This is a genomic window from Bordetella petrii (assembly GCF_017356245.1).
GTDB lineage: Bacteria > Pseudomonadota > Gammaproteobacteria > Burkholderiales > Burkholderiaceae_B > Bordetella_A > Bordetella_A petrii_D.
Genome location: NZ_JAFMZZ010000001.1, coordinates 3,425,821 through 3,441,370 on the forward strand (window position 1 = coordinate 3,425,821; position 15,550 = coordinate 3,441,370).

At 67.0% G+C, this 15,550-nt stretch carries 16 protein-coding genes; 10 read left to right on the plus strand and 6 right to left on the minus strand.

What is annotated here, in order from left to right; all coding sequences use genetic code 11:
• Nucleotides 1-25 precede the first annotated feature (25 nt).
• The 3 genes from J2P76_RS16410 to J2P76_RS16420 all read left to right on the plus strand — a co-directional run bounded on the left by J2P76_RS16410 (nucleotide 26) and on the right by J2P76_RS16420 (nucleotide 4,764).
• Nucleotides 26-1,372: an HdeD family acid-resistance protein gene (locus tag J2P76_RS16410; protein ID WP_207408742.1), complete on the plus strand. Its 1,347-nt coding sequence runs from the start codon at nucleotides 26-28 to the stop codon at nucleotides 1,370-1,372.
• Nucleotides 1,373-1,441: 69 nt separating this feature from the next.
• Nucleotides 1,442-2,944, plus strand: a complete 1,503-nt coding sequence (locus tag J2P76_RS16415; protein ID WP_207408743.1) for an ABC transporter substrate-binding protein — start codon at nucleotides 1,442-1,444, stop codon at nucleotides 2,942-2,944.
• Nucleotides 2,945-2,964: 20 nt separating this feature from the next.
• Complete coding sequence (locus J2P76_RS16420) at nucleotides 2,965-4,764, plus strand: gamma-glutamyltransferase family protein (protein ID WP_207409237.1); 1,800 nt, start codon at nucleotides 2,965-2,967, stop codon at nucleotides 4,762-4,764.
• A 141-nt stretch (nucleotides 4,765-4,905) separates the two neighbouring features.
• On the opposite strand, the gene J2P76_RS16425 is transcribed toward J2P76_RS16420, so the two are convergent.
• Together J2P76_RS16425 and J2P76_RS16430 are read right to left on the minus strand one after the other, a co-directional pair.
• Nucleotides 4,906-5,274, minus strand: a complete 369-nt coding sequence (locus J2P76_RS16425) for a hypothetical protein (protein WP_207408744.1) — start codon at nucleotides 5,272-5,274, stop codon at nucleotides 4,906-4,908.
• A complete protein-coding gene (locus J2P76_RS16430) occupies nucleotides 5,271-5,621 on the minus strand; it encodes a toxin-antitoxin system TumE family protein (RefSeq protein ID WP_347565327.1) in 351 nt (116 codons plus the stop codon). The genes J2P76_RS16425 and J2P76_RS16430 overlap by 4 nt, the downstream gene beginning before the upstream one ends.
• A 116-nt stretch (nucleotides 5,622-5,737) precedes the next feature.
• On the opposite strand from J2P76_RS16430, the gene J2P76_RS16435 reads away from it, so the two are divergent.
• Complete coding sequence (locus J2P76_RS16435; protein WP_207408745.1) at nucleotides 5,738-6,202, plus strand: GNAT family N-acetyltransferase; 465 nt, start codon at nucleotides 5,738-5,740, stop codon at nucleotides 6,200-6,202.
• Nucleotides 6,203-6,564: 362 nt separating this feature from the next.
• Here J2P76_RS16435 and J2P76_RS16440 read toward each other — a convergent pair whose 3' ends face one another.
• Complete coding sequence (locus J2P76_RS16440) at nucleotides 6,565-7,269, minus strand: GntR family transcriptional regulator (RefSeq protein WP_207408746.1); 705 nt, start codon at nucleotides 7,267-7,269, stop codon at nucleotides 6,565-6,567.
• Nucleotides 7,270-7,375: 106 nt separating this feature from the next.
• Here J2P76_RS16440 and araD point away from each other — a divergent pair, with 106 nt between their 5' ends.
• The 3 genes from araD to J2P76_RS16455 are packed head-to-tail and all read left to right on the plus strand — an operon-like array spanning nucleotide 7,376 to nucleotide 10,902.
• Nucleotides 7,376-9,109, plus strand: a complete 1,734-nt coding sequence (araD, locus tag J2P76_RS16445) for an L-arabinonate dehydratase (RefSeq protein ID WP_207408747.1) — start codon at nucleotides 7,376-7,378, stop codon at nucleotides 9,107-9,109.
• A 34-nt stretch (nucleotides 9,110-9,143) separates the two neighbouring features.
• Complete coding sequence (locus J2P76_RS16450; RefSeq protein WP_431603404.1) at nucleotides 9,144-9,863, plus strand: ribonuclease activity regulator RraA; 720 nt, start codon at nucleotides 9,144-9,146, stop codon at nucleotides 9,861-9,863.
• Between the two features lie 49 nt (nucleotides 9,864-9,912).
• Entirely contained in the window at nucleotides 9,913-10,902 is a 990-nt protein-coding gene (locus tag J2P76_RS16455; RefSeq protein ID WP_207408748.1) for a Bug family tripartite tricarboxylate transporter substrate binding protein, read from the plus strand.
• 649 nt (nucleotides 10,903-11,551) lie between these two features.
• Here the strand turns inward: J2P76_RS16455 and J2P76_RS16460 are convergent.
• Nucleotides 11,552-12,514 (minus strand): GlxA family transcriptional regulator, encoded by a 963-nt coding sequence (locus J2P76_RS16460; RefSeq protein WP_207408749.1) that lies wholly within the window; start codon nucleotides 12,512-12,514, stop codon nucleotides 11,552-11,554.
• Nucleotides 12,515-12,647: 133 nt separating this feature from the next.
• Here J2P76_RS16460 and J2P76_RS16465 point away from each other — a divergent pair, with 133 nt between their 5' ends.
• Nucleotides 12,648-13,007 (plus strand): DUF1428 domain-containing protein, encoded by a 360-nt coding sequence (locus J2P76_RS16465; protein ID WP_207408750.1) that lies wholly within the window; start codon nucleotides 12,648-12,650, stop codon nucleotides 13,005-13,007.
• Between the two features lie 108 nt (nucleotides 13,008-13,115).
• The gene (locus J2P76_RS16470; protein WP_207408751.1) at nucleotides 13,116-13,598 is read left to right on the plus strand and encodes a VOC family protein; all 483 of its coding nucleotides are present in this window, start codon (nucleotides 13,116-13,118) and stop codon (nucleotides 13,596-13,598) included.
• Nucleotides 13,599-13,637: 39 nt separating this feature from the next.
• On the opposite strand, the gene J2P76_RS16475 is transcribed toward J2P76_RS16470, so the two are convergent.
• Both J2P76_RS16475 and J2P76_RS16480 read right to left on the minus strand, forming a co-directional pair.
• Nucleotides 13,638-14,147 carry a DUF1993 domain-containing protein gene (locus tag J2P76_RS16475; RefSeq protein ID WP_207408752.1) on the minus strand — a complete coding sequence of 170 codons (510 nt, stop codon included), beginning with the start codon at nucleotides 14,145-14,147 and terminating at the stop codon, nucleotides 13,638-13,640.
• A gap of 70 nt (nucleotides 14,148-14,217) precedes the next feature.
• Entirely contained in the window at nucleotides 14,218-14,679 is a 462-nt protein-coding gene (locus J2P76_RS16480; RefSeq protein ID WP_207408753.1) for a GNAT family N-acetyltransferase, read from the minus strand.
• A gap of 177 nt (nucleotides 14,680-14,856) precedes the next feature.
• Here J2P76_RS16480 and trhA point away from each other — a divergent pair, with 177 nt between their 5' ends.
• Complete coding sequence (gene trhA / locus J2P76_RS16485; RefSeq protein ID WP_207408754.1) at nucleotides 14,857-15,513, plus strand: PAQR family membrane homeostasis protein TrhA; 657 nt, start codon at nucleotides 14,857-14,859, stop codon at nucleotides 15,511-15,513.
• Nucleotides 15,514-15,550 lie beyond the last annotated feature (37 nt).

Here is a 15,550-nt window from a genome sequence, read left to right on the forward strand (position 1 = left end):
CGCGCCACCCCGACAGGAGACCCCGATGATCCAGATCGCGCTGTTGCTGTTCGGCGCCGATTTCGTACGGCGCCAGGCCGGGATACTGGCCTGGCTGGGCGCCGGCTGGGCGGCCCTGGGCCTGTTCATCATCGTCGACGGCCTGGACGGGGTGCGGTATTTTCCGGTGCACGTATTCGGCGCCTTTCTGCTGCTGGAAAGCCTGGTCACGCTCAGCGTGGCCTCCGGCGGGGTGGGCGCGCAGAAGGCGGTGCTGTATTTCAAGGGCGGGCTGTTCCTGTTCATTGCTGTGCTGATCCTGTCGGGCCGCCAAACCAGCAACCTGATGCTGGCCATCGTGTTCGGGCTGGCGTATTTCGTCATGGGCACGCTGCAGATGGCCTCGTCGTGGGTGGTGCGGTTTCCGCACTGGAAGCAGGCCTTCCTGGGCGGGCTGGCGCAGATGGCGTTTGCCATCTTCCTGTTCCAGCCCTACCCCACGCACTATCACGGCACGCTGTCTGAGTTCGTGGGCGTGACCCTGCTGGTGGGCGGCATCAGCACCTGGCGCATCGCGCGGCGCGCCCGCAAAATGCGCGACGGCCGCTCGGTGTTCGAGCTGCTGGCCCCACGCGACCTGATTCCGAACTGGCATCGCAAGCCCGCGCCCGAGGCGGCCGCCGACCCGGTGCCCGGCGCCATGGACCCGGTGCAGTCACCGCTGGTGGTGCACGTGTGGACACCTGAAGGCTCGTCCAAGCACGAGCCGGTGCCGCGCCCGGTCATCAACCGCTATATCGCGGCGGTCGATGCCAAGGGCGTGATCTCTACCGGCCACGCGGCGCTGGAACTGCCGCCTGCCACCTACATCAGCCTGTACCCGGCGGTGGACATCGACCGTTCGCCGTCCGAATTTTTCCGCCTGTTGAAGGCCACGCGCGACAACGACGTGCCCGGCGAATTCCAGCCCGACTATCCCACCGAATCGGCGGCATGGTGCCCGTCGACCCGCCAGATCCTGTTTCACCACTACAACCCGGCCGGGCTGCAGCGCTTCTGGCAGGCCTATCGGCAGCACGAAATCTACAACCTGACCTACCGCAACTGCTCCAGCACCGTGTCGTTCGCCCTGGAAGCCGCATTGGATGGCGCACTGCAACATGAGGCCGGCGCCTGGCGGCGCGTGCTGCGCACGCTGCTGATGCCGGAATTGTGGATCGCCGCCCAGGTGCGCAAGCGCGCCACCACCATGGCCTGGACGCCCGGGCTGGTGCTGGACTACGCCCGCGCGCTGCGCGCCATCGTGCATCCGGCGCGGCTGTCGTGGCTGCACAGCCTGCGCTGGGCGGCCCGCCAGCAATCGCGCGCATCGTCGTCCGATTTGGTAGATTGACACCATTGGCGCCGCGGCGCCCGCTTCTATTACGTTCAACTACCAGAAAGGATTCTTGCCATGCGACCCATGCGTAGCCTTTGTCTCGCCCTGGCCGCGGCCGGCCTGCTTGCCAGCGCCGCCGCCGCCGCGCAATCCACCATGCGCATCGGCCTGCAGGACGACCCCGATGTGCTCGACCCGGCCCGCGCCCGCACGTTTGTGGGCCGCATCGTGTTCGCCTCGCTGTGCGACAAGCTGGTGGATATTTCGCCCGACCTGAAGTTCGTGCCGCAGCTGGCCGAGTCCTGGAAAACCAGCGACGACGGCCTGACGCTGACTTTCACGCTGCGCCAGGGCGCCCTGTACCACGACGGCACGCCCATCGACGCGGCCTCGGTGAAGGCCAACCTGGAGCGCGCCATTACCCTGCCCGACAGCAACCGCAAGAGCGAGCTGGCGTCGGTGGCCAGCGTGGACGCGCCCGATGCGCGCACCGTGGTGCTGCACCTGAAGCAGCCCGACGCCTCGCTGCTGTCGCAGCTGTCCGACCGCGCCGGCATGATGCTGTCGCCCGCCACGTTCGACAAAGACCCGGGCCGCCACCCGGTGTGCTCGGGCCCGTACAAGTTCAAAGAGCGCGTGCAGAACGACCGCATCGTGCTGGAAAAATTCGACAAGTACTGGGACAAGGACAACTACCACTTCGACCAGGTCGTCTTCACGCCCATGCCCGACACCACGGTGCGGCTGAACAACCTGCGTTCGGGCGGGCTGGACATCATCGAGCGCGTGGCGCCCAGCGACGTCAAGACGGTAAAAGAAGACCCCAACCTGACGCTGGCGCCGGTCACCGGCCTGGGCTACCAGGCCATCTCGATCAACATCGCCAACGGCCCGCGCGCCGACAACCCGCTGGCCAAAGACAAGCGCGTGCGCCAGGCGCTGGACCTGGCCATCGACCGCGACGTGATCAACCAGGTGGTGGGCGAAGGCATGTTCCAGCCGGCCTACCAGCCCTTTCCGCCGGCCAGCTTCGCGTATGACAAGAGCATCGAGCGCACCGGGCGCGATCCGAAAAAGGCCCAAGAACTGCTGAAGCAGGCCGGCTACGACCGCGTGAAGTTCGAGCTGACCTTCGGCAACAACACCACCATGCAGCAGGTGTTCGAGCTGGTGCAGGCCATGGGCGCGGAAGCCGGTTTCGATATCTCGCTGCGGCCCATGGAATTCGCCGCCCTGCAGTCGGCGCTGCCGCGCGGCGATTTCGAAGTGGGCCAGACCGGCTGGTCGGGCCGCGTGGACCCCAGCGGCAACATCTACCAGTACATCACCTGCAAGGGCAGCCTGAACGACGCCAAGTACTGCGACGCCGGCATGGACAAGCTGATGAACGAGGCGCGCAGCGTGGCCGACGAAGGCAAGCGCCGCGACCTGTACGCGCAGGCCATGAAGAAAATGCAGGAAGACGATCCGCGCATCTACCTGTTCTACCTGCCGTGGATCTTCGGCACCCAGGCCAAGGTGCAGGGCTTCGTGCCCTACCCCGACGGCCTGATCCGCCTGAAGGGCGTGACGGTGGCCAAGCAATGAGCATCGATTCCGGCTACCGCATGTTCACCACCCGGCCCGAGATCCTGGGCACCTTCGGCGTGGTGACCTCGACCCACTGGCTGGCCAGCAGCGCCGGCATGTCGCTGCTGGAGCGCGGCGGCAACGCCTTCGACGCCGCCGTGGCGGCGGGCTTCGTGCTGCAGGTGGTGGAACCGCACCTGGTGGGCCCGGCCGGCGAAGTGCCGGTGGTGTTCCACTCGGTGCGCACCGGCCGCACCGAAGTGCTGTGCGGCCAGGGCCCCACGCCGGCCGGCGCCACGCTGGAACACTACCAGTCGCTGGGCCTGGCGCTGATTCCCGGCAACGGCTTGCTGCCGGCGGTGATTCCCGGCGCGTTCGACGCCTGGATGCTGCTGCTGCGCGACCACGGCACCCTGCGCGTGCGCGATGTGCTCGAACCGGCCATTTATTACGCCGACCACGGCCACGCGCTGATGCCGCGCATCGCCAACACCATCGCCGGCCTGAAAGACTTCTTCGCCACCCACTGGCCCACCACGGCGCAGGTCTACCTGCCCGGCGGCGCCCCGCCGCAGGCCCGCAAGCTGTTCCGCAACCCCTGGCTGGCCGAGACCTGGCGCCGCGTGCTGCGCGAGGCCGAGGCCGTGGGCGGCGACCGCGAGCGCCAGATCGACGCGGCGCGCGACGCCTTCTACCGCGGCTTCGTGGCGCAGGCCATCGACCAGTATGCGCGCCACACCGAAGTCATGGACGAAAGCGGCGCCCCGCACCGCGGCGTGCTTACCGCGCACGACATGGCTGGCTGGTCGGCCAGCTACGACGGCCCCGCCACCTACGACTACCACGGCTACACCGTGGCCAAGGCCGGCGCGTGGAGCCAGGGCCCCGTGTTCCTGCAGACGCTGGCGCTGCTGAAAGGCCTGGATTTGCAAAGCCCCGGCCCCAACGGGGCCGAGTTCGTGCACCACATCACCGAGGCCATGAAACTGGCCTTTGCCGACCGCGAAGCCTATTACGGCGACCCGTCGTTCGTGCGCGTGCCGCTGCAGCACCTGCTGTCGGACGCCTACAACGACGAACGCCGCGCCCTGATCGGCCGGCTGGCCTCGCACGAGCTGCGGCCCGGCCGCGTGCCGGGCTTCGAGGGCCAGGTGGACCGGGTCATGGACGTGCTGGCGCGCCTGTCCAAGGTAACGCCGGTGGGCGCGCCCGGCAGCGAGCCCACGCTGGCCGACATGCGCGCCTCGGCCAAGCGCGGCGACACCACGCACGTGGATGTGATCGACCGCTGGGGCAACATGGTGTCGGCCACGCCGTCGGGCGGCTGGCTGCAGTCGTCGCCGGTCATTCCCGGCCTGGGCTTCCCGCTGAACACGCGGGCCCAGATGTTCTGGCTGGAACCCGGCCTGCCCGGCACGCTGGCGCCGGGCAAGCGGCCCCGCACCACGCTGACGCCCTCGCTGGCGCTGCGCGACGGACAGCCCTACATGGTGTTCGGCACGCCCGGCGGCGACCAGCAGGAACAATGGCAGCTGCTGCTGTTCCTGCGCCATGTGCACTACGGGCTGAACCTGCAGGAAGCCATCGACCAGCCCATGTCGCACACCATGCACTTCCCGTCGTCGTTCTACCCGCGCGACCGCAAGCCCGGCCACCTGGCCGTGGAAGCCTCGTTCGGCCCCGAAGTCATCGCCGACCTGCGCGCGCGCGGGCATGTGATCGAGGAAGAACCCGAATGGTCCACCGGCCGCCTGACCGCCGCCTCGCGCGATGCCGACGGCCTGCTGCATGCCGCCGCCACGCCGCGGCTGATGCAGGCGTATGCGGTGGGAAGGTAGGTTCCCGCGGCGCCCCGGGCCGCCCCAGGTGTCTGGCTCCCGAAGGGTGCCAGACACCGTGCTATTGAGACAGCCTGTGCACACTGCGGTGCCTGGCACCTGCGGAGCCAGACACCTGGACCAGCCGGCCGCCTTCGAGAGTCAGGCCGCCTGCCTGACCAGGTGCATATCCACATGGATGTCGGCATAAGGGCAAAACAGTGCGCCCTGCTCTGTACGTTCAAGCAGCCCTAACGCCACCAGCGCGCTTGCGTCTTCATGCACACGTTTCACGTCACGCCCCAGTCGCCGGGCCAATTCGCGCACGCCGACCACTCCCGTACCCAGTAACTCAGTAATCAATGCCCATCGCCGTTCCGTCAGGTGCGCAAAAAAAGCACCTGGGCTTTCAAAATTCAGAACTTCGCCCCGGTATCGCTGCTGCAAAAGCCCTGCCTTGGCTCGACCAGCCGCGCCACGCAAAGCCGATCTCCAGTCTGGAGTAATGGTGATAGTCAGTTTACGGATCATGATGCTTCTTTGTGGCGTGCTACGTCAGCCAGAAAATCTTCGATCAGACGATCGATGCTGACAAAGTGATAAGGGCTTTCTTCATTACCCCAGTGTCGATGATCGCCTTTTCCTCGTTCGTTATCAAAGCCCAGGACTCGCTCACCGTTAACCACGTAGACAAGCCGATACTTGATTCTATGAAGCGAAGGAGGAACCGAATGAGGAACTTGCCAGACCACCATTTGGATGATGGCTCCGCTTTCATCAACGGATTTGAAGTTAATGATCAGTCGGGAAGATTTTCTATCTATCATGCCAACACAACGATATGTTGTCAATAAAGCCAACACGTCGATGGTTGGCACATATCAGTCCAACATAAGGCAGGTATCAGCGGGCGGCGACGGCCTGAATATCAGACAGATCGGCACTCTCTTATAGTCATAGTGCGTACATTCCCAAACGCAGAGGAGCATCATCCATGCCTTCCATCACCCGAGAACCGGACGTAGAAATCACCAGCGTGGCGCATGCCGATGATGTGCTGGTGGAAGCCTTCGCACGCCTGCTGCCCCAGTTGTCGCGCACGGCGCCCATCTTGGCGCTGGCCGACCTGCAGGCCATCATCGATGCCCCCGGCACCGACGTATTCGTTGCGCTCTCCAAGACAGACCGGCGCATCGTGGGCACGCTGACCCTGGTGCATTTCCGCATTCCCACCGGGGTACGCGCCTGGATCGAAGATGTCGTGGTAGACAGCGAGGCCCGCGGCCTTGGCGCCGGCGCGGCGCTGACACGCGCCGCCATCGCCCGCAGCCGCGAACTGGGCGCCAAGACTTTGGATCTGACCTCCAACCCCAGCCGGCAGGCAGCCCATCGACTGTACGAATCATGCGGCTTCGCGCTGCGCGATACGCGGGTCTATCGCCACCAAAAATCCGAATGAACAGTCGCAGGCACCGCACACTGCCGGCATCAGGCTCCTTCGAAGCCTGACAGCCGGCGCGGCGCACGCGCCACACATACCGAATGGCCACCGTCGCCGCGCAGGGCGGCGACGATGGCCGGCCCCATACGCTTTTTCTCTTTCAAAAGCGGCCCCCAAAAATGCAAGAACCCAACTCGTCCCAGCCGCTCAGGGAATGGCCACAGCTGCGAGTCGTTGCGGGGCGGTGTGGCTGCCGCGGCGCCTCGGAGCCGGGCCCGGGCGCGCTGGGCGCCCGGACGGCTCCGTGAAGCCAAGGCAGCCACGCCACCCCGCGACGACGCCAGAAGAACGTCGCCCACCGTCCGGCCGAACAACCCCCTTCACCCCTTCCGCACGTAATCCGGATAGCGCTCGCAGATTTCATCCACCTGGCTCAGCGTGCCCGACAGATGCTCGCGCAGCGCCTCCTGCGCCCCCCCGGCGTCCTGCCGCGCGATCGCGTCCACGATCCGCTGGTGGTCGCGCAAGATGCGGTCGGCCTTGCCCGTTTCGGGCAGGTGCAGCCGCCGCAGCCGGTCTACATGGCCGCTGTAGCGCTGTTCCAGTTCCCACAGCCCCGCCACTCCCGCGGCCTGGTGCATCTCGCGGTGAAAGGCCCGGTCGGCGTCCAGAAAGCCCTGGTAGCGGTCGGCGCCGCGATTGGCGCGCTGCATGTCGATGTGCGCGCGCAGCCGCTCGACCAGCGCCGGATCGTCGCGCCCGGCCAGCACCCGCACGATCTCCAGTTCCAGCGAACGGCGCAGGAAATGCGCCTGCCGCGCCGCGGCGATGTCGATGCGGCTGACCGCAGTGGTGTGCTGGGGGTAGATATCCACCAGCCCCTCGTCGCGCAGCTGGCTCAGCGCATCGCGGATGGGCGTCTGGCTGAGCCCGAAGGCCTCGGCCAGTTCGCCGCGCGCCAAAGGTTCGCCCGGCTTCAGTTCCAGCGACACGATCAGGTCGCGCAGTTTCTCGAAGACCTGCGGCGCGGCGTGGCGCGAGCGGTCCAGGCGCAGGTCGGCAGGCAGGGATTGCAGCGTGGGCATGGGCGAATCTGGCAACAAGAATGACCCGATTGTAGCGGCCGGCCCTGCCATTGACGTACTAATATATTAGTGTTTTAATCCTTCAACCCTGACACGAACCGCCCCCATGACCCGCTCTTACGACGACCTGCGCAGCGCCCGCTGGATGGCGCACGACGACCTGCGTTCTTTCGGCCACCGCTCGCGCATGATGCAAATGGGCTACGGCCCGCAAGACTGGGCCGGCCGCCCGGTGATCGCCATCATCAACACTTGGTCCGACCTGAACCCCTGCCACAGCCACTTCAAGCAGCGCGTCGACGACGTCAAGCGCGGCATCTTGCAGGCCGGCGGCTTTCCGGTGGAACTGCCCGCCATTTCGGTGTCGGAATCCTTCGTCAAGCCCACCACCATGCTGTACCGCAACTTCCTGGCGATGGAAACCGAAGAACTGCTGCGCAGCCACCCGGTGGACGGCGCGGTGCTGATGGGCGGCTGCGACAAGACCACGCCGGGCCTGATCATGGGCGCCATCAGCGCCAACCTGCCCTGTATCTACCTGCCCGCCGGCCCCATGCTGCGCGGCAACTGGAAAGGCAAGGTGCTGGGCTCGGGTTCCGACGCCTGGAAGCTGTGGGACGAGCGCCGCGCCGGCAACATCACCAAGCAGGACTGGACCGAGGTCGAAGGCGGCATCGCCCGCAGCTACGGCACCTGCATGACCATGGGCACGGCCAGCACCATGACGGCCATCGCCGAATCCATCGGCCTGACGCTGCCGGGCGCGTCGTCGATTCCGGCGGCCGACGTCAACCACATGCGCATGTCGGCCGAGTGCGGCCGGCGCGTGGTTGAAATGGTGTGGGAAGACCAGACGCCGCAAAAAATACTGACGCAAGCCTCGTTCAAGAACGCCATCAACGTGGCCATGGCCATGGGCTGTTCCACCAATGCCATCGTGCACCTGGTGGCCATGTCGCGCCGCGCCGGCTGCGCCGTGGGCCTGGAAGACTTCGACGCGGCCAGCCGCAAGGTGCCGGTTATTGCCAACATCCGGCCCAGCGGCGACACCTACCTGATGGAAGACTTTTATTACGCCGGCGGCCTGCCCGGCCTGATGTCGCGCCTGGCCGACAGCCACCTGGACCTGTCGGCGGCCACGGTCACGGGCCGCAGCCTGGGCGAGAACATCGCCGGCGCGGCGGTCTACAACGACGACGTCATCCGCCCGCTGGACCAGGCCATCTACCAGGAAGGCGCGTTGGCGGTGCTCAAGGGCAACCTGGCGCCCGACGGCTGCGTGATCAAGCCCAGCGCCTGCGCGCCGCGCTACCTGCAGCACACCGGCCCGGCGCTGGTGTTCGACGACTACCCCAGCATGAAGGCCGCGGTAGAAGACGAGAACCTGGACGTGACCGCCGACCATATCCTGATCCTGCGCAACGCCGGCCCGCAGGGCGGGCCCGGCATGCCCGAATGGGGCATGCTGCCGATTCCGGTAAAGCTGGTGAAGCAGGGCGTGCGCGACATGCTGCGCCTGTCGGATGCGCGCATGAGCGGCACCAGCTACGGCGCCTGCATTCTGCATGCCGCCCCCGAAGCCTATGTGGGCGGCCCGCTGGCGCTGGTGCGCACAGGCGACCTCATCACCGTGGACGTGCCCGCGCGCCGCATCCACCTGAACATCAGCGACGCCGAACTGGCCGGGCGCCGCGCCGCCTGGGTGGCGCCGCCCAAGCGCTACGAGCGCGGCTACGGCTGGATGTACGCGCAACACATCTTGCAGGCCAACGACGGCTGCGATTTCGATTTCCTGGAAACCGGCTTCGGCGCGCCCGTGGCCGAACCCGACATTTTCTGACCCGCCCATTGCCCGACCTGATCACGACTTTGCCATGACCACCCTGTCCGATACCACCCGCGCGCGCCTGGCCGCGGTCAGCACCGCCACGCTGTGCACCGCCTTGTTCAAGCGCGGCCTGCGCAACCAGTTCATCCAGGATGTGCGCCCGCTGCGCGCCGGCCTGCCCAATATGGTGGGCCCGGCCTATACGCTGCGCTATATCCCGGCCCGCGAAGACCTGAACACCATCCAGGTGTTCGAAGACCCGAAGCATCCGCAGCGCGTGGCGGTCGAGTCCTGCCCGGCCGGCGCGGTGCTGGTCATGGACAGCCGCAAAGACGCGCGCGCCGCCTCGGCCGGCTCGATCCTGGTCACGCGCCTGATGAAGCGCGGCGTGGCCGGCGTGGTCACCGATGGCGGCTTCCGCGATTCGCCCGAGATCGCCCAGCTGGACATGCCCGCCTACCATCAGCGCCCCTCGGCGCCCACCAACCTGACGCTGCACCAGGCCATGGACCTGAACGTGCCCATCGGCTGCGGCGACGTGGCGGTGTTTCCGGGCGACATCGTGGTGGGCGACAGCGAAGGCGTGGTGGTGATCCCCGCCGGCATCGCCGACGACATCGCGCGCGAAGCCCAGGAAATGACCGCATTCGAAGACTTCGTCACCAGCGAAGTGCTGGACGGCCGCAGCATTGCCGGCCTGTACCCGCCCACCGACCCCGCCACGCGCGAACGCTATGCCGCGTGGCGCACGCAGCACGGACGCTGAGGCGCACCGCCATCGTCCCATACCTACACCCACAACACGGAGACAACACATGAACCCGATCCGACGGCGCCATCTGGCCCTGACCCTGGCCGCGGCCGCGCTGGCCGCCAGCGGCCTGTCCGCCCACGCGGCCGACTGGCCCAACGACAAGGCCATCTCGTACGTCGTGCCCTTTACCGTGGGCGGCTCTACCGACGTGGTGGGCCGGCTGCTGGCCCAGAAGCTGGGCGAACGCCTGCACCAGAGCGTGGTGGTGGAAAACAAGCCGGGCGCGGCCGGCGCTATCGGCGCGGCCTATGTGGCCAAGGCGCCGGCCGACGGCTACACCCTGTTCGGCGGCACCATCAGCACCCATGCCATCAACGCCAGCCTGTACAAGAACTTGCGCTACGACCCCGTGAAGGATTTCGAGCCCGTCACGCTGGTGGCCACGCTGCCCAACGTGCTGCTGGTCGACCCCAACCTGGGCGTGAACTCGGTGGCCGACCTGATCGCGCTGCTCAAGCGCGACCCGGCCAAGCGCACCTTCGCTTCGTCCGGCCCCGGCACGTCCACGCACCTGGCCGGCGAACTGTTCGCCGACACCATCGGCGTGCCGCTGACCCACGTGCCCTACAAGGGCACCCCGCCCGCGATGGTGGATGTGTCGTCGGGCGCGGTGACCTTCATGTTCGACCAGATGACCGCCGCCCTGCCCCTGCTGCAAAACGGCAAGCTGAAACTGCTGGCCGTGACTACGCCCAAGCGCATCGCGCTGGCCCCCGACACGCCCACCATGGAAGAAGCCGGCGTGGCGGGCTTCCAGATGGCATCGTGGCAGGCGGTGTACGCCCCCAAGGGCACGCCCAAGCCCATCGTCGACCGCCTGTCCAAGGAAATCGCCGCCATCCTGAAAGAACCCGACGTGCAGGAAAAACTGGGCAAGACCATGGGGATGGAACTGGTGGGCAGCTCGCCCGAACAACTGCGCGACCTGATGGCCAGCGAAATCCCGCGCTGGGCCGAAGTAGTGAAGAAGTCGGGGGCGAGTGTGGACTGAAACGGTCTGGCAGGTGTGGCTTGGCTGTTCTTGCGGCGTCGGAGCGGGGTGGCGTGAGCGCCTTGGCTTCACGGTGACGTCCGGGCGCCCCGCGCGCCCGGGCCCGTCCCCGAGGCGCCGCGGCCCTCACGCCATCCCGCTCCGACTCGCACCGATCGTCGTTCGCCATGCTGCCGGAACGGATTGCGTTCTTGCATGCTTGGGTCGCCGCCCTTCAAAAGAAGAAAAGCTTGCAGGGCCGGCAAATCAAGCTGCCCAGCGCAGCTTGATTTGCCATTCGCATGGCGACTTTTGTGAGTCTGCTCGAAGCACATCGGGCACAGCGCTTCCCAGAGCACAGTTTGCGCGCGGCGGCATGACAATGCCTGAATGGAAATTCAAGCTGCGCTGGGCAGCTTGAATTTCCGGCCCCACAAGTTTTTTTTCCTTTCAAAAGCCGCAAGCCAAAAACGCAAGAACCCCACCAGCCCCGGCGATGCGGCAATGTGCGGACACCGGGAGTCGGATGGCGGGGGCGTGGGGGCCGCGGCGCCTCGGGGACGGGCCCGGGCGCGCGGGGCGCCCGGACGTCACCGTGAAGCCAAGGCCCTCACGCCCCCGCCATCCGACGCCAGAAGAACCACACACACACCCCAACGCAAAACAAAGGCTAGAGGTACCTCTCCCGATACCCCACCGGCGACATCCCGCAGTATTTGCTGAAGATGTCCCGGAACGCCTTGGTATCGCTGTAGCCGACTTCGTACATGACTTCGGCTACGGTTTTGCGGGAGCTTTCCAGCTGCTTTTTCGCCGCCTCGACGCGTATGCGCTGCAGGTATTCGACGATGCTGTTGCCGGTGGCCTGGCGGAAGCGCCGTTCCAGCGTGCGGCGGCCCAGGGCGTAGCGGCTGGCCAGCGCCTCGACGGTCAGGCGTTCGGCGTAGCGGGTTTCGATGTGCTGCTGCACCGCGCGCACGGTATCGTCGGTGTGCGCCTTGTGGCCCACGAACACCGAAAACGGCAGCTGGCTCTGGCGGCTCCAGTCCAGCTGGAAGAACTTGGCGCACCAGATGGCGGTATCGCGGTCGGTGTATTTTTCGATCAGGTGCAGCACCAGGTGCGCGGCCGAGAACGCGCCGCCGCTGGTGTACAGGCCCTGCTCGGCCATGACGATGCGGTCGCTCACCCATTGCACGGCCGGAAAGCGCCGGGCGTACAGCGGCTGCGCCGCCCAGTGCACCACTGCGCGGCGGCCGTCCAGCAGGCCGGCGGCCGCGGGCAGGGCCGCGCCCAGGCACAGGCAGGCCAGCTCGCCGCCGTTCTTGTAATACTGCGCCACCCACTCCACCAGCGCCTGGTTGTCGACCGCCGCGTCGGGCTCGGGCGTCAGCAGCGGCGGCACGACGCAGATATCCACCGGCCCCGGGTCGGACAGCACGGCGTCGGCCTGCACCTGGATGCGCCCCTCGTCCAGCAGCACCCGCGGCGTGGCGGCCAGCAGCCGCACGGCGAAACACGGCGCGCGGCCCTGCGCCCGCAGATACTGGTTGGCCGCCATGAAACCATGGCGGGCGGTCTCCAGCGAGGCGATATTCGCCCCGGCGGGCAGCAGGAAGGCGACGTGTTTCATGGCGCCAGCATACCGCCACAGGGCTGTCGCAATCCACCCGCAAGATTGTCGCAATTCCCCATCGGCGACGGGCGGTTTTCCCGATACAGTAGCCGTTCGGCCTCGCGGGCCCCACAAAACCAGGAGCATTGCCATGCAAGAACAGTATGTAGACGGTTTCCTGCTCGCCGTCCCGAAAGACAAGCTGGAAACCTACCGTGCCATGGCCTCGACCGCAGGCGCCGTCTGGAAAGAACACGGCGCCCTCGACTACCGCGAATGCGTGGGCGACGAGCTGAATATGGACCCGAACTGCGCGTCGTTCACTCAGGCAGCCGGCGCGGGCGAAAACGAAGTGGTGGTATTTGCCTGGATCCTGTACCCCAGCAAGGCCGACCGCGACCGCATCAACGCCGCCGTCATGGCCGACCCGCGCCTGGGCCAGTGCCCCGAGGGCGTGTTCGACATGAAGCGCATGGCCTGGGGCGGATTCCGCACCCTGGTCGCCGTGTAACACCATTGTTGCAAAAAAAGCCGGCCAGGCTGTCGATCCAGCCTCGCGCCGGCCGTCGTACCCACATAGCGGCCTGCCACCCCGGCGCCGCCCACTCTGGAGCCCATCATGGCCACCGCGAAACCCATTCCCGATGACATGCACACCCTGACCCCGCACCTGATATGCGAAGGCGCGGCCCAGGCCATTGATTTCTACGTCAAGGCCTTCAACGCGGTCGAGATGGCGCGCCTGCCCGGCCCCGAAGGCAAGATCATGCACGCCAGCGTGCGCATCGGCGATTCCACGCTGATGCTGGCCGACGCCTTCCCCAGCTGCAGTTCCGGCCCCAAGGCCCTGAACGGCTCGCCGGTGTACCTGCACCTGTATGTGGAAGACGTGGATGCCACCATGGCCCAGGCCCAGGCGGCCGGCGCCACCATCACCATGCCGGCCACCGACATGTTCTGGGGCGACCGCTACGGCCAGCTTACCGATCCGGTGGGGCACCTGTGGTCGGTGGCCACCCACCAGCACGACTACACGCCCGAGCAGATCCAGGAAAACATGCGCGCCGCGTTCCCGGACGGCTGCGGGCAGCCGCAGTCCTGAATACCGGCCAAGGCATACGCCAGGGCCGCAACCGCATCGCTAGCGGTACGGCCCCAGGTAATCCCGCTTGCCGATCGGCACGCCGGCATGGCGCAGGATGTCGTAGGCGGTGGTGATGTGGAAAAAGAAATTGGGCAGCGCGAAGCTCAGTAGGTAGGCATCGCCGCGGAACGACTGCTCGAAATCCTTGAAGCGGATCACCACCTCGCGGCTTTCGGCGCCGGCCAGCTGGGCTTCGTTCACGCCGTTAAGATAGCCCAGCGTATCGGCAATGCGCTTCTGCAGTTGCGCGCAGGTGGTTTCGTCATCGGCAAAGCGCGGCGCCTCGGCGCCGGTCAGGCGCTGCAGCGCCAGCTTGCAGGCATCGCTGGCGCGCTGCACCTGGCCGGACAGCGGATACATGTCGGGCGCCAGCCGCGCCTGCACCAGCGCCTCGGGGTCTTGCCCCTGCGCCCGGGCATGTTCCACGCCCTTGTCCAGCAAGGCAGCCAGTACTTCCATCCCGCGCACGAATACGGGCACGGAAGCTTGATACATCGATATCGCCATGGGAATCTCCGTGTGGGCCGGGGCATGCCGCCCCGGGGCAACGGCTGCCCATTCTACGCCCCCCGCGGCCCTAGAAAACCTTGCGGTAGACGATGAAGCCCGACTGGTCGGCCACCTGGTCGTACAGGCGGCGCGCCGTGGCGTTGCCTTCTTGTGTCTGCCAGTACACCCGCCCGCAGTGCGCCGCCTGCGCTTGCTGGTACACGGCTTCGATCAGCGCCCGCCCCACGCCGCGGCCGCGCGCGGCGGGCAGGGTGTACAGGTCTTGCAGGTAGCAGTTGGGGCCCAGCGCGGTGGTGCTGCGGTGGAACAGGTAATGCACCAGCCCCAGCAGGGCGCCGTCGGCCTCGGCCACCAGCGCGTGCATGGGTTCGTAGCCATCGAAAAAACGCGCCCAGGTCGTGCGCGTGATGTCGTCGGGCAGTGCCGTGACGCCGGTGCGGCCATAGAATGCGTTGTAGCCGTCCCAGAGCGGCTTCCAGGCGGCAAAATCATCGGGGCGCACAGAACGGATGGATACGGCGCAAGACATGGCGGCACTCCGGCGTAGGGACGAATAGCCACGATTCTACAAGCCGCATGGCCACCCGAAATGGCCTTGCGCAAGATCAAGCGCAAAGCCAGCCGCGCCTTGAACTACCCGGCGCAAACGCCTAATGTGTGGTACTGCATACCCAACCTGTCGCCCCCGGGCGCCCTCCGCTTCAACATGCCCCCCACCGACCGCCCCCAGACTCCGGGAGAAGAAATCGCCAACAGCGTCAGCCACGGCCTGGGCGCGCTGGGCGCCCTGCTGGCCGCGCCGCTGCTGATCGTGGGCGCCACCCGCCAGGGCGACGCCGCCCTGATCGCCGGCACCGCCGTCTTCGCCGCCTCGATGTGCCTGCTGTACCTGGCTTCCGCGCTGTACCACGCCCTGCCGCACGGCCGCGCCAAGCGGCTGTTCAACGTGCTGGACCACTCCGCCATCTACCTGCTCATTGCCGGCACCTACACGCCGTTCACCCTGGGGCCGCTGCGCGGGCCGTGGGGCTGGACGCTGCTGGGCCTGGTATGGGGGCTGGCGGCGCTGGGCGTGGCGCTGAAGGCCAGCCGGCGGCTCGACCGCCCTGTCCTGTCCACCGGCCTGTACCTGGCCATGGGCTGGCTGGTGGCCATCGCGGTCGACCCGGTGCTGGAAAACGTGCCCGCCGGCGGGCTGTGGCTGCTGCTGGCCGGCGGCCTGGCCTATACCGCCGGCGTGGTGTTCTTCGTGTTCGACTCGCGCTGGCGCTACGCGCATTTTGTGTGGCACCTGTTCGTGCTGGCGGGCACGGCCTGCCATTTCTTCGCGGCGCTGTGGTACGCCATGCCCGCGGCGGCATAGCGGCGGCAAAGCGGCAAAAAGCCAGGCGCCGGCAGGC

Excerpts from the sequence above, each read along its gene's own strand:
- J2P76_RS16410 (WP_207408742.1), top strand. The coding sequence starts at position 26 with ATGATCCAGATCGCGCTGTTGCTGTTCGGCGCCGATTTCGTACGGCGC.
- J2P76_RS16415 (WP_207408743.1), top strand. The coding sequence starts at position 1,442 with ATGCGTAGCCTTTGTCTCGCCCTGGCCGCGGCCGGCCTGCTTGCCAGC.
- J2P76_RS16420 (WP_207409237.1), top strand. The coding sequence starts at position 2,965 with ATGTTCACCACCCGGCCCGAGATCCTGGGCACCTTCGGCGTGGTGACC.
- J2P76_RS16425 (WP_207408744.1), bottom strand. The coding sequence starts at position 5,274 with ATGATCCGTAAACTGACTATCACCATTACTCCAGACTGGAGATCGGCT.
- J2P76_RS16435 (WP_207408745.1), top strand. The coding sequence starts at position 5,738 with ATGCCTTCCATCACCCGAGAACCGGACGTAGAAATCACCAGCGTGGCG.
- J2P76_RS16440 (WP_207408746.1), bottom strand. The coding sequence starts at position 7,269 with ATGCCCACGCTGCAATCCCTGCCTGCCGACCTGCGCCTGGACCGCTCG.
- araD (WP_207408747.1), top strand. The coding sequence starts at position 7,376 with ATGACCCGCTCTTACGACGACCTGCGCAGCGCCCGCTGGATGGCGCAC.
- J2P76_RS16450 (WP_431603404.1), top strand. The coding sequence starts at position 9,144 with ATGACCACCCTGTCCGATACCACCCGCGCGCGCCTGGCCGCGGTCAGC.
- J2P76_RS16455 (WP_207408748.1), top strand. The coding sequence starts at position 9,913 with ATGAACCCGATCCGACGGCGCCATCTGGCCCTGACCCTGGCCGCGGCC.
- J2P76_RS16460 (WP_207408749.1), bottom strand. The coding sequence starts at position 12,514 with ATGAAACACGTCGCCTTCCTGCTGCCCGCCGGGGCGAATATCGCCTCG.
- J2P76_RS16465 (WP_207408750.1), top strand. The coding sequence starts at position 12,648 with ATGCAAGAACAGTATGTAGACGGTTTCCTGCTCGCCGTCCCGAAAGAC.
- J2P76_RS16470 (WP_207408751.1), top strand. The coding sequence starts at position 13,116 with ATGGCCACCGCGAAACCCATTCCCGATGACATGCACACCCTGACCCCG.
- J2P76_RS16475 (WP_207408752.1), bottom strand. The coding sequence starts at position 14,147 with ATGGCGATATCGATGTATCAAGCTTCCGTGCCCGTATTCGTGCGCGGG.
- J2P76_RS16480 (WP_207408753.1), bottom strand. The coding sequence starts at position 14,679 with ATGTCTTGCGCCGTATCCATCCGTTCTGTGCGCCCCGATGATTTTGCC.
- trhA (WP_207408754.1), top strand. The coding sequence starts at position 14,857 with ATGCCCCCCACCGACCGCCCCCAGACTCCGGGAGAAGAAATCGCCAAC.